Source organism: Pseudomonas sp. p1(2021b) (assembly GCF_020151015.1).
GTDB classification, from domain to species: Bacteria; Pseudomonadota; Gammaproteobacteria; order Pseudomonadales; family Pseudomonadaceae; genus Aquipseudomonas; species Aquipseudomonas putida_K.
On record NZ_CP083746.1, the window covers coordinates 84,608 to 99,353 of the forward strand.

Annotated in this window: 15 protein-coding genes; 12 read left to right on the forward strand and 3 right to left on the reverse strand. The window is 62.3% G+C overall.

Annotation, left to right across the window (positions count from 1 at the left end; genetic code table 11):
* Positions 1–483 precede the first annotated feature (483 nt).
* On the reverse strand, positions 484–1,116 hold the full coding sequence (gene yihA / locus K8374_RS00405; RefSeq protein WP_224457539.1) for a ribosome biogenesis GTP-binding protein YihA/YsxC: 633 nt from the start codon (positions 1,114–1,116) through the stop codon (positions 484–486).
* Positions 1,117–1,324: 208 nt separating this feature from the next.
* Here yihA and K8374_RS00410 point away from each other — a divergent pair, with 208 nt between their 5' ends.
* The 8 genes from K8374_RS00410 (at position 1,325) to K8374_RS00445 (ending at position 9,002) form a co-directional block, all read left to right on the forward strand.
* Complete coding sequence (locus K8374_RS00410) at positions 1,325–1,627, forward strand: c-type cytochrome (RefSeq protein ID WP_084855180.1); 303 nt, start codon at positions 1,325–1,327, stop codon at positions 1,625–1,627.
* Positions 1,628–1,658: 31 nt separating this feature from the next.
* Positions 1,659–2,276: a c-type cytochrome gene (locus tag K8374_RS00415; protein WP_224457540.1), complete on the forward strand. Its 618-nt coding sequence runs from the start codon at positions 1,659–1,661 to the stop codon at positions 2,274–2,276.
* Positions 2,277–2,522: 246 nt separating this feature from the next.
* Positions 2,523–3,155, forward strand: a complete 633-nt coding sequence (dsbA, locus tag K8374_RS00420; RefSeq protein ID WP_224457541.1) for a thiol:disulfide interchange protein DsbA — start codon at positions 2,523–2,525, stop codon at positions 3,153–3,155.
* A 12-nt stretch (positions 3,156–3,167) separates the two neighbouring features.
* The gene (locus K8374_RS00425) at positions 3,168–4,022 is read left to right on the forward strand and encodes an endonuclease/exonuclease/phosphatase family protein (protein ID WP_084855177.1); all 855 of its coding nucleotides are present in this window, start codon (positions 3,168–3,170) and stop codon (positions 4,020–4,022) included.
* A 28-nt stretch (positions 4,023–4,050) separates the two neighbouring features.
* On the forward strand, positions 4,051–5,961 hold the full coding sequence (locus tag K8374_RS00430) for a GGDEF domain-containing protein (protein WP_224457542.1): 1,911 nt from the start codon (positions 4,051–4,053) through the stop codon (positions 5,959–5,961).
* Between the two features lie 95 nt (positions 5,962–6,056).
* A complete protein-coding gene (locus tag K8374_RS00435; RefSeq protein WP_224457543.1) occupies positions 6,057–6,452 on the forward strand; it encodes a hypothetical protein in 396 nt (131 codons plus the stop codon).
* A 77-nt stretch (positions 6,453–6,529) separates the two neighbouring features.
* Entirely contained in the window at positions 6,530–7,306 is a 777-nt protein-coding gene (locus K8374_RS00440) for an N-acetylmuramoyl-L-alanine amidase (RefSeq protein WP_224457544.1), read from the forward strand.
* 97 nt (positions 7,307–7,403) lie between these two features.
* On the forward strand, positions 7,404–9,002 hold the full coding sequence (locus K8374_RS00445) for an EAL domain-containing protein (RefSeq protein ID WP_084855173.1): 1,599 nt from the start codon (positions 7,404–7,406) through the stop codon (positions 9,000–9,002).
* 30 nt (positions 9,003–9,032) lie between these two features.
* Here the strand turns inward: K8374_RS00445 and K8374_RS00450 are convergent, their stop codons facing one another.
* Both K8374_RS00450 and algB read right to left on the reverse strand, forming a co-directional pair.
* A complete protein-coding gene (locus tag K8374_RS00450) occupies positions 9,033–10,811 on the reverse strand; it encodes a KinB sensor domain-containing domain (RefSeq protein ID WP_224457545.1) in 1,779 nt (592 codons plus the stop codon).
* Positions 10,808–12,154: a sigma-54-dependent response regulator transcription factor AlgB gene (algB, locus tag K8374_RS00455; protein ID WP_084855171.1), complete on the reverse strand. Its 1,347-nt coding sequence runs from the start codon at positions 12,152–12,154 to the stop codon at positions 10,808–10,810. The genes K8374_RS00450 and algB overlap by 4 nt, the downstream gene beginning before the upstream one ends.
* 210 nt (positions 12,155–12,364) lie before the next feature.
* Here algB and K8374_RS00460 point away from each other — a divergent pair, with 210 nt between their 5' ends.
* The 4 genes from K8374_RS00460 to K8374_RS00475 all read left to right on the forward strand — a co-directional run bounded on the left by K8374_RS00460 (position 12,365) and on the right by K8374_RS00475 (position 14,314).
* Positions 12,365–13,186 (forward strand): BON domain-containing protein, encoded by an 822-nt coding sequence (locus K8374_RS00460; RefSeq protein ID WP_224457546.1) that lies wholly within the window; start codon positions 12,365–12,367, stop codon positions 13,184–13,186.
* Between the two features lie 174 nt (positions 13,187–13,360).
* Positions 13,361–13,645: a hypothetical protein gene (locus K8374_RS00465; protein ID WP_224457547.1), complete on the forward strand. Its 285-nt coding sequence runs from the start codon at positions 13,361–13,363 to the stop codon at positions 13,643–13,645.
* A 34-nt stretch (positions 13,646–13,679) separates the two neighbouring features.
* Positions 13,680–13,841 carry a DUF1328 domain-containing protein gene (locus tag K8374_RS00470; RefSeq protein WP_003252966.1) on the forward strand — a complete coding sequence of 54 codons (162 nt, stop codon included), beginning with the start codon at positions 13,680–13,682 and terminating at the stop codon, positions 13,839–13,841.
* 2 nt (positions 13,842–13,843) lie between these two features.
* A complete protein-coding gene (locus K8374_RS00475) occupies positions 13,844–14,314 on the forward strand; it encodes an inhibitor of vertebrate lysozyme family protein (protein ID WP_224457548.1) in 471 nt (156 codons plus the stop codon).
* Positions 14,315–14,746 lie beyond the last annotated feature (432 nt).

The window sequence follows — 14,746 nt, forward strand, 5'->3', positions numbered from 1 at the left end:
AAGTTTCATGAAACTATCGCAAATAGTTTCCAGGGCTTTGGAACTAAACCGGTGAACCGGGACTCAGAGTAACTGAATGGCTGGTGAAGCCTTTCGATGCTCCTATGTTGTGTTAAGTGTTGGCAGATACCCGGACCCCGCCCTAGCGGTCCGGACTTGAACCCCGAACTTCTCCCTCCCCATACGAAGTCCGGGGTTTTTTTTGCCCGGAATTTGACTTATGGCTTGTAGAGATACCCTGTGGGAGATTACCCAGCCCTTCGGGCTGCGCTGTCGCGCAGAGAACAAGTGGCTAGCGCCGCCTTCTTCTGTAGGAGCGGGCTTGTCCCGCGATCAAGGGCGAAGCCCTTGCCAGGCGACGGTGATATCGGGCCCGGCCTAATCGCGGGACAAGCCCGCTCCTACAGGGTGCCGCAAATCAAACGGTTATGCGTTGTTCTATGAGAGCGGGTTAACCCGTTCCCACAGATTACGAGCAAACCTTCAAATGACGGGCTTGTCTTCCAGCTCCATCCACTCGGCCAGCACGCCGTAGGCTTCTTCCAGACCCATGCGCTTGGGCGCCGAGAACAGCTGGATGGTCACCCCGTCGCCCCAGCCCTTGCGGATTTCCGACTGCACCTTGAGCAGCGTGTTCTTGGCCGCGCCGAAGGTGAGCTTGTCGGCCTTGGTCAGCAGGATGTGCATGGGCATGGCGCTGGCCTTGGACCAGTCGAGCATCATCTTGTCGAAATCGGTCATCGGGTGACGCACGTCCATCAACAGGATCACCCCGCGCAGGCACTCGCGGCTGCCCAGGTAGGCCTCCAGGTGATGCTGCCAGTGCTGCTTGAGCGGAATCGGCACTTTTGCATATCCGTAGCCCGGCAGGTCGACCAAACGCCGTTCATCGTCCAGACTGAAGAAATTCAACAACTGAGTGCGACCCGGAGTCTTGGAGGTACGCGCCAGGCTGGCATGGGTCAGGGTGTTGAGAGCGCTGGATTTGCCGGCATTGGAACGGCCGGCGAAAGCCACCTCGTAACCCTGGTCTTGAGGGCATTGTTCGACCTTGGCGGCGCTGAGGGCGAATTTGGCTTTCTGGCAGAGGCCGAGGATGGGGTTTTTGACTTGCATGGGATATCCGATGTGGGTGTTGCCAAGGCCCGCCATTCAGGCACTGGGCGCGGCAAGCGGTGTCGTTTCCGTTTGGATGGCGGAAGTATATAATGCCCCAGTTTTTGTGTGCGCATTATCCCGGCGTAGGGTGATGTGCATGGGGTGTCGAACAATAGCTCGCGCATCAGAACGCAGCGCGGCCCCCAACCCTGAAAGGTCGTTGCGCATGGCGAAATGGCTGCTTGCTGTCGGTTTGTTCCTGCCGATTTTCAGCGCTCAGGCTACACAGGATCCCGAGGCGTTGTACAACCGCACCTGTGCGGCCTGTCACGCCGGCCAGTTGCCCCAGGCCCCCAAGCAGGGAGACCGGGCAGCATGGGAACCCAGGCTGGCGCAAGGCATGGAGACACTGGTGGCACATGTTACCCAGGGTTTCAAGGCTATGCCGCCGCGTGGATTGTGCATGGATTGCAGTAACGAGGACTACCGCAACCTCATCCTCTGGATGAGCGGCAGCCCCGATACATAACATTTCACCCCTAGCCGTGTTGGATTAGCTGATGAACAAACTATTCGTGAGTCTGCTGTTGACCATGGGTGTCGCAGGTGCGGCCAATGCTGCGCAACCCATCAAAGGCGATGCTGCTGCCGGCCAGGCCAAGACAGCTGTCTGTGGAGCCTGCCACAACCCCGATGGCAACAGCTTGGCGCCGAACTTCCCCAAACTCGCCGGCCAAGGCCAGCGCTACCTCGAAAAACAACTGCACGACATCAAGTCCGGCAAGCGTACCGTGCTGGAAATGACCGGCATGCTGGCCAACTTCAGCGACCAGGACCTGGCCGATATCGCCGCCTATTTCTCCAGCCAGAAAGGCAGCGTCGGCGCAGCCGATCCGAAACTGGTCGAGCGTGGCCGGGCGCTGTTCAACGGCGGCGACCTGGAGAAAGGCATGCCGGCCTGCACGGGCTGCCACTCGCCGAACGGCGCTGGCATCGCCCTGGCCGGTTTCCCGCACTTGGGCGGCCAGCATGCTCAGTACGTGGCCAAGCAGCTCACCGACTTCCGTGAAGGCAACCGCACCAACGACGGCGATGCCATGACCATGCGTTCGATCGCCGGCAAGCTGAGCAACAAGGACATCGAGGCCTTGGCCAGCTATATCCAGGGGCTGCACTGAGGCCTGTGGGGCCCTATCGCCGGCAAGCCGGCTCCTACAAGGCTGGCGCTGTACCTGTGGGGGCGGCTTTACCCGCGAACCGGCCCATGCATTAACATTCGGTTAATGCTGTGCGGCAAAGATGAAAGGGCGGCTCGGGCCGTCCTTTTTTCCTTCCGTAGCCGTACACTAGAGAACTCGAGCCCTTCCCGGCCGGTCACAGTACCGGTCGCGTCGAGGCGACCAATGACTGCTCAGGAGTAAAGCATGCGTAAACTGATTCTCAGCGCTGCGCTGGTCGCCGCCAGCGTATTCGGAATGACCGCCGTCCAGGCTGCGGAGCCTGTCGAGGGCCAGCAGTATTTCGAGCTGAGCAACCCTGTCCCTGTTTCCGAACCGGGCAAGATCGAAGTCGTCGAGCTGTTCTGGTACGGCTGCCCGCATTGCTACCACTTCGAACCGACCATCAACCCATGGGCCGAGAAACTGCCGGCCGATGTCCACTTCAAGCGCGTACCGGCCATGTTCGGTGGCCCTTGGGATGCCCACGGCCAGATGTTCCTGACCCTCGAAGCCATGGGTGTCGAACACAAAGTTCACGCCGCCGTCTTCGATGCCATCCAGAACCAGCGCAAGCGCCTGACCAAGCCTGAAGAAATGGCCGACTTCCTGGCCACCCAGGGTGTGGACAAGGACAAGTTCCTCGCCACCTTCAATTCCTTCGCCATCAAAGGCCAGGTGCAGCAGGCCAAGGACCTGGCGAAGAAATACGAAATCACAGGCGTGCCGAGCATGGTGGTCAACGGCAAGTACCGCTTCGACCTGGGTACCGCCGGCGGGCCGGAAGGTGTGCTGGACGTTGCCGACCAGCTGATCGCCAAGGAGCGCGCCGCCAAGTAAGCGGCGTTGCCCATGAACCGCTTTCGGTCCACCCGCCTGGTCGGCCTGCGACAACCGCAGGTCAACGAGCACCACCTGCAGGCCCCTGGCCTGCCGGAGGACGGGCGCCTGCGGTTGCTCAGCTTCAATATCCAGGTGGGCATCAGCACCGAGCGCTACCGGCACTACCTGACCCGCAGCTGGCAGCACTTGCTGCCGCACAACGGGCGTGCCGGCAACCTGCAGAAAATCGGTGACCTGCTCGCCGATTTCGACCTGGTGGCCTTGCAGGAAGCCGATGGCGGCAGCCTGCGGTCGGGTTATGTCAATCAGGTCGAACACCTGGCCCAGCTCGGTGCCTTTCCCTATTGGTACCAGCAATTGAACCGCAACCTGGGCCGTTTCGCACAGCACAGCAATGGTGTGCTCAGCCGGCTCAAGCCCCAGCATCTGGAGGACCACCCCCTGCCCGGCCCTGCCGGCCGCGGTGCGATCCTGGTACGTTTCGGCGAAGGCGACGATGCCCTGATCGTGGTGATGATGCACCTGGCCCTGGGCGCCAAGACCCGTGCTCGGCAACTGGCCTACGTGCGCGAGTTGATTGGCGGCTATCGCCACCAGGTGCTGATGGGAGACATGAACACCCATGCCACCGACCTGCTCGAGCATTCGCCGCTGCGTGACCTTGGGCTGGTCGCCCCCCAGGTCGAGGCGACGTTCCCCAGCTGGCGCCCACAGCGTTGCCTGGACCATATCCTGCTCAGCCCCAGCCTGACCTTGGAGCGGGTCGAGGTATTGGCCCAGCCGATTTCCGATCACCTTCCGGTTGCCGTCGAGATTCGTTTGCCTGATGCATTGACTGTGGATACGCTGCCGGTTTTGGGCTAGTTGCCATCACCGGTTCGCGGATTCAGGCATGACAGACGAAGGCGAGCGCTGGAAAGAGAAGTACCTCAAGAGCATTGAACGGCAAGAGCAGCTTGAGCGCCGCTGGGAGGCTCGCCTGGACCTGTTGCGTCGTGGTCTGGTGCGCAGCACCCTCGCGGCCGAGGGTAGCGACAAGACTGTCGACCAGTGCATGAAGGAGCTGCGCGAAGTCATCCGCAGCGACAATATGGATGCTGGCCTGGCAGGGCTACTGCCACGCTTGGAAAAGGCCGTGCTCGACTCCGAGCAGCGCCGCGAGACGCGCATGACCCAGGTCAGCGAGGCGCTGACAGCGTTGGTTGATCAACTGCAGGGCCTGTCGTTGCCCGGCGAGGTGGCTCGCCCGCTGAAAAAGCTGTCCAAGAAGCTCGAGGCGGGTGTCAGCCAATCCCGCGAGCTGCCGCCCCTGCTGGGCGAGCTCAGTGGCCTGCAGGGGCGTGCGTTGAGCGCGCTGCAACGGCCGGACGAAGAGATACGGCCAGGCTTTCTCCAGCGCCTGTTTGGCGGCCGGGAGGCCGAGGCGGAGCCCGCCGCCGCGTCGGTGGATGTCACTCATGTCGATCCCGCACCTCAACCGCCAAGTGAACCTTCGCTTCCGGTCGACGTGGATGCCCTGCAACCCTTGACTGAGCCGCAAGAATCAACCACCCCACCGAACGAACCAGACGCGCAGGCGCGGCCCATCGACCCGATGACGCCTTCGGAAGAAACGGTCTTGGCACCTGCCACCCAGCCCCCGGCGCCAGCGCTGCAACCGCAACCGGTCGAGGTCGAGGCGCCAGAGGCCTTGCCGATGACAATTCTGGATGGCCCCGGCGAGGGCTCCTTCGACCTGCCCGACGCCGTCGAACCGCCCTACAGCATGGTTGCCATGCATATCGAGCAGACGTTGATCGGGTTGCTCGATGACCTGAGCCTGCCGGAGCCCTACAAGGCCCAGGCGCAGGCCATGCGTGAGCGGGTGTCACGAGGGCTGAACTGGTACGAGCTGATCCCGGTACTGGATGACCTGGCCGTGCTGATGCTGGCGATCACCGACAGCGGCCAGCATGAATTCGAGGCCTACCTGCAACAGCTCAACGAACGCCTGGCCACCTTCCAGAGCCATCTGCACGAGGCCAGCGCCGGGCATGCCGACAACAGCAGTGCTGCCCGCCAGTTGGATCATCAGTTGCGCGAGCAGGTCGACGGGCTGCAGAGCAGCGTCCAGGGCGCGGCTGACCTGGGTAGCCTCAAGCGCGTGCTGGAGACCCGCCTGGAAGGCCTGTTGTCCACCATGGACGAACACCAGCACGAGCGCGACCGTCGTGAACAGGAACTGGCGAGTCGCCTGCAAGGCCTGGCCGAGCGCGTGCAGAACATGGAGCAGGAAGCCCTCGGCTACCGCGAGCACCTGGAGGAGCAGCGCCAGAAAGCCCTGCTCGACCCCCTGACTGGCCTGCCCAACCGCGCGGCCTGGTCGGAGCGTGTGGAGCAGGAAGTGAAGAAATGGCAGGTCCAAGGTGGCACCCTGCTGATGGCGATCCTCGACCTCGATCACTTCAAGCGGATCAACGACAGCTATGGCCACCTGGCCGGTGACAAGGTGCTGAAGATCGTCGCAGGCCAGCTGCGCAAACGCCTGCGTGGGCAGGACTTCATTGCCCGGTTCGGGGGAGAGGAGTTCGTTCTGCTGCTGCCGCAGACCGTTCCGGAGGTCGGCGCCAAGCTGGCAGAGGTGCTGCGGGCGACGGTCGAGGCCTGTCCATTCCACTTCAAGGGAGAACGGGTGGTCATCACCACTTCCATCGGTTTCAGTGCGTTCCGCGTCGGTGAGCGCGCCGACCAGGTTCTCAAACGTGCCGATGCAGCGCTCTACCGCGCCAAGGACCAGGGACGCAACCGGGTGGAACAGGCATAGATATGTACTGCAGCTGACACCTGTCTCGGTCTGACAATTGCCTGCCGTATGCCTGATGGTCAGGCGGCGGCGCGTCGATCAGACAGGAGTAGCTGATGAAAATCACCAAAGGGCTTGCAGCATTGGTAATCGGTCTGGGTATTCAGACTTCCGTAGTGGCCAAGGAACACCTGTTCACCGCTCAAGTGGCGGCGGATGGTACGGTTCTTCGGCAATGGCCGGAATGGATCGTGAAGGTCGAGCACCAGCCTCAGCCAAACTACTTCAGTTTGTACAAGCTTCATCTGAACAAGCGCATCGTTCACCAAGACCCCGGCTTTTGCAGCGTGTCCCCCATCGATGCGAGCGATTACGACCGGCAGCTGTACGGGCAGGCCAAGGTCATCGGTAAACCCGTGGTGGCCAAAGTCGATGTGATGACCCAGTTGGTCGACAAGAACGGAAGCAGCGGTGACAACTCGCTGGAATTCCTTGTCATGTGCACCCGCTGATGGTCGTTTACTGAAGCACCGGATCAGGGGGCACGTTATACTGTAGCGCTTACGCGATCATTGATGTGCCCTCTCCCATGAAAACGCTATTTGGCGGGCTGTTGCTCTTATTGCTGGTGGGCTGCTCCACCGGCCTGCGCATCGACCGCAATCACCCTTCGGTCAACCACGACAGCCGTATCCAGTTCGTGGTCCTGCATTACACCAACGCTTCGCTGGAACGCTCGCTGGCGCTGCTGACCCATGGCGAAGTCAGCAGCCACTACCTGATCGGCGACGGGCCTGCCACGGTCTACCAGCTGGTCGACGAGAACCGCCGGGCCTGGCATGCCGGCGATAGCCAATGGCAAGACCGCACTTGGCTGAACTCCAGCTCCATCGGCATTGAAATCGTCAACCCAGGCTACACCGACACGCCCAACGGGCGGGTCTGGCACCCCTACAGCGAGGCGCAGATCCAGGCGTTGATCGCGCTGCTCAAGGACATCGTCAAGCGCAACAATATCGAGCCCCGACACATCATTGGCCACAGCGACATCGCACCGTTGCGCAAGCTCGACCCGGGGCCGATGTTCCCCTGGAAACGCCTGGCCGATGCTGGGCTGGGTGTGTGGCCAGAGGCCAATGCGGTGGCTCGCCAGCAGGCCTACTTCAGCGTCAACCCGCCGACGATCACCTGGTATCAGCAGCAGCTGGCACGCTTCGGCTACGCCATCGACCAGACCGGCGAGCTGGATGTGTCCACCCGTCACGTAATCGCGGCTTTCCAAATGCGCTTCCGCCCGCAGCGTTTCGATGGCATGCCTGACGCCCAGACCGCCGCCATGCTGCAGGTGCTCAACCGCACACGCTGATCGGTTATTGCCCCGAACGGGTCGGGATTGCGCCCAACGGCAACGCTGACCGTGTGCACAGTTGCTATACCTCTTGGTAATCAACTGGATGTCTGCGATGTCAGCGTTCCTTGCGGCACTGCGTCAATTTTTCCACCGTCCCTGGATGCTGGCTGGGCTGGCCGCATTTTCCAGCGCCGTCCTGTTGCTCACGGCAAGCCTCGGCGTGGCCTTCCAGCAGGTGAAGCAGAACGAAAGCGCGCAGATGAATGCCCGGGGCGAGCGTTTCCTGGAGCGGCTGGAACAGATCTTCGGGCAACTGCGCGAAGGGGTCGACCAGCTCCAGGCGCAACCGTTGCGTGGTTGCGATGCCGCGATGATCGCCGCGTTGCAGCAAGTGGGGCTGAGTTCGCGCTTCATCTACGAGGCGGCGTACGTCGATGGTGCCGAAGCGTGCTCCAACCGCGGCGGCGAACGAGCCATCGAGCCGTTCCGGGCCCCGGACATCCAAGGGCCGACCTACAGCTATTGGCTCAATACCTCCACCGAGCCCAACGAGAACCTGGCGGCGTTGATGCTTGGCCGGGGCAAGTTCCTGGTCTCCACTTCGCGGGGGCACCTCACCGATGTGGTCGACCTGCCCCTGGGCAGCAGCGTGTTGGTGGTCCTCGACCACGGCAGCCGCGCCATCCCGGTGCTTGGCCCGCCCCAGCGCTGGCCGCCGGCGGCTGATTGGCCGCCACCGTCGCGTCAGCCCCTGGTGGAACAGGATGACCGGCTGCTCTATTACATGCAGACCAAATCGCCGGACTACCAACTGGTGCTGATCGCGCCGCGAGCAAGCCTGCCCCTGAAAATGAACGGCATGCTCTGGCTGTTGTTCCCTGGCAGCCTGGTGCTGGCGTGCTGCATCGGCTGGCTGGTCCTGCAACTGATCCTGCAACGGCGCTCGATGAGTTCGGAATTGCAGAACGCCCTGCGCCGGGGAGAGTTGCAGGTGCTCTACCAGCCGATCTTCGAATTGAACAGCCGGCGCTGCGTCGGTGCCGAGGCGCTGGTGCGCTGGCTACGGCCCGATGGCACCCTGACCAGCCCGGAGCTGTTCATCCCCTTGGCCGAGAACACCGGGCAGATCCGCCAGATAACCGACTTCGTCCTGCAGCGGGTACTGGAGCAGCTGAGCCAGTTGCTGCGGGCCAACCCTGAACTGTATATCTCGGTGAACCTCGCGGCGTGCGATGTCATGGTCCCCCGTATCGGCCGGGTGGCGGCCCGGCTGCTGGCGCATCACCGGGTGGCTGCCAGCCAGATAGCCTTCGAAGTGACTGAACGTGGCCTGATCGATGTGGTGGTGGCGCGTAACAACCTGCAGGCCCTGAGGGCCGTGGGCCACCAGGTGCTGATCGACGACTTCGGCACCGGCTACTGCAGCCTGGCCTACTTGCAGACCCTGCCGGTGGACTGTCTGAAGATCGACAAGGCCTTCGTCGATGCCTTGGGTCACGATGCGGCGAGCAGTGGCGTAGCGCCGCACATCATCCGCATGGCCCATTCCCTGCACTTGCGGGTGATCGCCGAGGGCATCGAATGCGAAGACCAGGCGGTACTGCTCAACAGCGAAGGGGTCAATTACGGCCAGGGCTGGCTGTTCGCCCATCCACTCACCGCCCGCCAGTTCACCGTGCTGGTCACCCGCGAGCGGCGCAACCGCAGGTAGCCGAGTGTGGTGTTCACAAATACCACCACACTAGACAGGCAAGGCCATGTAGAACTGGGTGCCCTGCCCAGGCCGGGAGTACACGCCCATGCGGCCACCATGCAGCTGGACGATTTCCTTGCACAAGGCCAGGCCAAGCCCGGCACCGCCCTTCTTGCGACCGACCTGGACGAACGGCTCGAAGATTCGGCCTTGTTGGCCATAGGCGATGCCTTCGCCGTTGTCCTCGACCCCGATGATGACCCGTTCGGCATGCCGCCGCGCGTGCAGGCGAATGCGCCCGCCGCTGGCGGTATGGCGGATGGCGTTGTGCAGCAGGTTGTCCAATACTCGGTCCAGCTGGGCTGCGTCCGCCTGGATACGTGGCAAGGGCGACTCCAGGTCGATGAACAGCTCGATCGCCTTCTGCGCGGCCAGCTCGGCGAAGCGCGCCTGAGCATGCTCAAGCAACTGGTCGATGGCGCAAGGGGCCAGCTCCAGCTTCTGCAGGCCACTCTGGTAGCGGGAGAAGTTGAGCAGGTCGTTGATCAGCTGGGTCAGGCGCTGCATTTCCTCGCCAATGGTCTCGAGCAGGTCGTTCTCCCGCGCTTCGGGTGGAAAGCTCACGCGCTCGCGCAGCAGGCCGAAGGCCATGTGCATGCCGGTGACCGGCGTGCGCAATTCGTGGGAGGCTCTTAGGACGAATTCACTGCGAACCCGTTCGAAGGCACGTTGCTCGGTGACGTCATGCAGTACCATCACGGCGCCCAGGATCGGCCCCTGTGGGTGGCAGACCGGCGTAAGGCTGTAGGTCAGCAGCCGGGTCTCCTCGTCTATTTCGATGCTCAGGTCATCGGGCGGCCGGTCCAGGCTACCGCCGCGCAGGACCTGGCGAAGTTGCTGCTCCAGTTCCGGGCGTTGCAACGCCTCGGCCAGGCCGCTGCCAACTCGGCCTGCGTCCCAGCCCAGTTGGCGCTGGGCCACGGGGTTCAGGTGCTCCAGGCAACCCTGGCGATCGATGATCAGCAGGCCGTCGTCGATGCTGTCGAGCACTGCCTGAAGGCGTTGCTGGCCGGCCAGCAATTCATCGACATTGGTAGCCTGGTGCTTGCGCAAGGCATCGGCCATCAGCCCGAAGCGCCGGGTGAGCTGGTTGAGCTCGCTGGCCTGGGTGATCGGCAAGGTGACATCGAAATTGCCTTGGCCGACCTGGTCGGCGGCCTTGGCCAAGGCCTCGATCGGCTGGCCGAAGCGCTGGGCGATGTTGTGGGCGGTGGCGAACCCCAGTACCAATACTGCCAGGCCAAGCAGGCTGAGCAGACCACTGACCAGCAAGGCGCGATCGCGGGTATGGGCCTCTGCGCTGGTGATATGTTCAAGGGCCTGCCTGTGGGAGTCGATGAGGTCGTTGCGGACCTGGTGGAAGGCGGCTCCCAGCGGCAGGTCGGGGCTCATGTTTCGCGCGGGTGCCGTACTGTCCCGGTAGGCCTGGAGAAACGCCTGGTAGTTGCTGCTGGTCTTGCTGAAAGCGGTACGTTCTGCGCCTTCGGCCAGGTCCTGGTTGAGCAGGGACTGGAAGTCTTCCTGCAACGCCAGCAGGCTGCGCGAGTCAGTGTTTTCATCGAGAATCAGGGTCAACTGCTCACCGAGGTTTTGCCGCAGCTTCAGCCCGATCTCCAATGTTCGCGTGGTTTCCTCCACCAGCCGCTGGTGAACGGTGGCCATCTGCACCACGCTCACCAGCCCGAGCAACAGGCCAAGCAAGGCGACGCTGACCAGCGCCGAGATGCTCAGGAAAAGCCGCGTACGCAGCTTCATCGGCCATTTCATAGGTTGTACTGCTTGCGCTTGCGGTACAGGGTCGAGGCATCGATACCCAAGGTTTTGGCCGCCTGGTCCAGGGTATCGCTGGCTGCCAGGACCGCGCCGATGTGCGCGCGCTCAAGCTCGTCCAGGCTCAAGGCGGCGCCGATACGCGGTGCGTTGCTGGTGGGCGCTTCGGCCATGCCCAGGTGGGCGATTTCCACCCGTTCCTGTGGGCAGATGATGCTCGCCCGTTCCACCACGTTGCGCAGTTCCCGGATGTTGCCGGGCCAGCGGTAGTTGAGCAGCGCCGTGCGCGCCTCGTCGCTGAACACCCGGGCTGGGCGTGCGTACTCCTTGACGAAGCGGGCCAGGAAGCGCTCGGCCAGGGTGAGGATGTCTTCGCTGCGCTCACGCAGCGGCGGCAGGTGCAGGGTGATGACGTTCAGGCGATAGAGCAGGTCTTCACGGAAGCGCCCGTCGCGGACCATTTCCTCGAGGTTGAGGTTGGTCGCGGCAAGGATGCGGACATCGGCGCGGCGGGTGACCGGGTCGCCGACCCGCTCGTATTCCTTGTCCTGGATGAAACGCAGCAGCTTGGGTTGCAAGGTCAGGGGGAAATCGCCGATCTCATCGAGGAACAGGGTGCCGCCGTCGGCCTGGTTGACTCGCCCCAGGGTACTTTCGCTGGCGCCGGTAAAGGCCCCGCGGGTATGGCCGAACAGTTCGCTTTCCATCAGTTCGGCATTCAGCGACGGGCAGTTGATGGTCACGCAGGCCTTGCGCGTTCGCTTGCTCCAGCCGTGGATGGCGCGTGCCAGTTCGCCCTTGCCGGTGCCTGACTCGCCGAGGATGAGAATGTTGGCATCGGTGCTCGCTACCTGCCGGGCGGTTTCCAGTACTGCCATCATCGCTGGGCTGTGGGAGTCCAGGCCGTCCTTGGGCTTGCGTACTTCGCCTTCCAGCGCCTCCAGGCGTGCCGACAGCTGGCGCACCTCCAGCTGCTTGGCGGTGGCAAGGCGCAATTGGTCCGGGCTGCATGGCTTGACCAGGTAATCGGCGGCGCCGGCCTGGATGGCATCCACTGCGGTGTCCACCGCGGAATGGGCTGTCACGATGACCACGCGCATCCAGGGGGCCTGGATGCGCATCTGGGCGAGTACGTCGAGGCCGTTGTCTTCGCCCAGGCGCAAATCGAGGAAGCACAGGTCGAACACCTGGCGCTGCAGCAAGGCATCGGCCTGGGCAGCGCTGCTGGCCGTGGCCACGCTATAGCCTTCATCTTCGAGGCAGTAGCGGAAGGTTCGCAGGATTGCGGATTCATCATCCACCAGCAGAATGCGGCCTTGGTTGTCCTGGGCTGATTCCATTTTCCTACGCTCCTTCGGGATTGATCTCAATTAGTGTCGGAAAAATCGGGCAAGTTGCATGGTCCATTCTGAAGGAATCTGTCGTTTGCATGCTAGCCATTGGCCTGTTCATTCACCGATGCGAAACAGATCGGGCGTTTTGACAGACCATTCGACTGGCATGGCAGTTGCGACGATCTTCAATTTTTTGCCACGAAAGGAGGTGCCCCCATGCCTGTATTCCCTCGAACCGCTCTGCTGGCAGCCTTGTTGTTGCCCACGCTTACGCCTGCCTTGGCCGATACCGCGCAAAACGCCCGCCTCGAAGGTGCGCTGCAAACGGCCCTGTCGCTCAACCGGGTGCTCAACCCGTTCCGTATCGAGGTGGCTGTGGATGGGCCCAAAGCCATGCTGTCCGGTGAGGTGGAGAACGAGGTGGAGCGCCAGCTGGCCGAGCATGTCGCCTTGGCGACCCGTGGTATCGAACAGGTCGACAACCAGCTGCGGGTCAACCCCCAACTCGTCGAGCGTCCGCTGGAACTGCGCGCCTATGCCCAGCGGTTGGAGGACGCGACGCTGGCTGCGGTCATACGCGCCCGATTGCTTTGGAGCACGGTCACCGAAAAGGCATCGATCGAAGTGGAGAGCCGTGAGGGCGTGGTGACTTTACGCGGCAAGGTCGACAGCGCCGAGGCCAAGGAGCTTGCCGGTGTGCTGGCGCGCACCACCGAAGGGGTGCACCTGGTCAACAACCTGGTCAGCCTGGACAGCGCGGCCATGGCCAAGGCCCGGGAAAAACCCGTGGATGCACCGACCGGGCCGCAGCCGAGCGATAACTGGATCGTCGATAAGATCCAGGCGAGCTACCGCTTCAGCCGAAACCTCGACGGCCTCAACCTCAAGGTGGCCAGCGAACAAGGCCTGGTGCGCCTTTCAGGCGAGGTGGTCAGCAGTGAGCAGAAAACCATCGCCGTCGAAGTGGCGCGCCAGATCATCGGCGTAAGAGGAGTGGACGCGGACCTGTTGAAAGTGGCCAGTAAAGTCGAAGGCTGATCGTGCAAAACGCACGGCTTGGAAAAGGCCATCGTGCAGGATACGTGCCCAGGGAGGACTCTAAATTTGCCTAACTCTTTGAAATAAAAGGATTTTAAAAGTCGGCCCGGGCTGGCATGCAGGCTGCAACTTCCCTGTCAGGTTCGAATAAAAAACACAGCAGGAGGAGCCGGCATGAATCGCCAATCCGTCAACCGCTCGCAGACCGCCGAACTGCCCTGGCGCCAGTGCCTGTACCTCGGCCTGGCCCTGCTGCTGACGCTCGCCGCTGGCCAGTTCTACTACAGCTGGCAGACCGCACGGCTCGCCGAGCAGGTCGCGGCGCAGACCGCATTGTTGACGCAGTTGCAGTCGACTCGTGCCAACACCCTGGTGAGAGCGGCAGCGCCGCTGCCAGCGGAAAACGTTTCATCCGACACTCTGGAGAGCGTCGTCACTCAGGAACGCTGGGTGTTCTGAGCAGACAGATTTCGAAAAAGAAAGGAGAACCATCATGCTGAGTTGGGCCATCACTTTCCTGATCATCGCCATTGTCGCCGCCGTGCTGGGCTTCGGTGGTATTGCCGGCGCCGCCACGGGTATCGCGAAGATCCTGTTCATCGTCTTCCTGGTCCTGTTCGTGGCTTCCTTCTTCTTCGGACGCGGTAGAGGTTGAGCATGAGCCGGATGCTATGCAACGTCCTGGCTGCCGCCCTGCTTCTGGGCGGCAGCGCGGCGGCGATGGCGGCCAATGACGGCCAGGTCCGGGTCAGCCAACTGCTGGGTTCGGACCCCGAATATCGAGAAACCTGGCAGGACACCATAAAAGATGAGGAACGCCTGCCCGATTGGGTGATCAACCTCAGCGGCAGCTCTCAGGAGCAGATGTCGGCCGTGACCGAGGATGGCGACAAGTACCTGGTCGGGCCCTTGTGCGAATCCGAGAGCAACTGCACCTACAAGCGCCTGATAGTGGCGTTCAGTTGGGACAAGGAGGATGCCTACGGGATGCTCGTTGAAGTGCCCGAAGGCCTGCCTTCGGACAAATCGCCTACCCGTCACGCGCAGTACCGTTGGCTGGGCGACCCAGACGAAGGCATGAAAGCCATGCTGCGCGAGCAGCTCAAGCGCGACCCGAAGTGGTACTGACCGAAGGTCGTGGTTTGTAACCAGATAGAAGCTGAACCTTTTTATCTTTCAGGCTTCTATGGTGCGCCGCTCCGAGGAGGGGTGGCGCATGACCAGGGGGCCGGGCTGTTCTGATTGCTTCAGGATCGGAGTGGCCTAGGGGTACAGGGAGTACCTCCGTCATGGGCCGGGTCAGGTAAGGCGGCATCGGAAGTCATGGCCGGCGAGTCAGGCGACACAAGTGCCAGGCCGGACTTCCGAGGCGCCTATATAGGAAAGGGCCTACTGTTTGGCTTTTTCATCCCGAGGCACATTTTGCCTCGACCGTACATCGAAATTTTTTTCTTCCAGGTGCGTTGCCGCGCAGTCCTATTCGGCGCCATTCGGATTGTCGAACAAAGCGCGGGAACATCCAAATGACCACTGTCAAATCTGCCGAAAAATGGCGCTTTG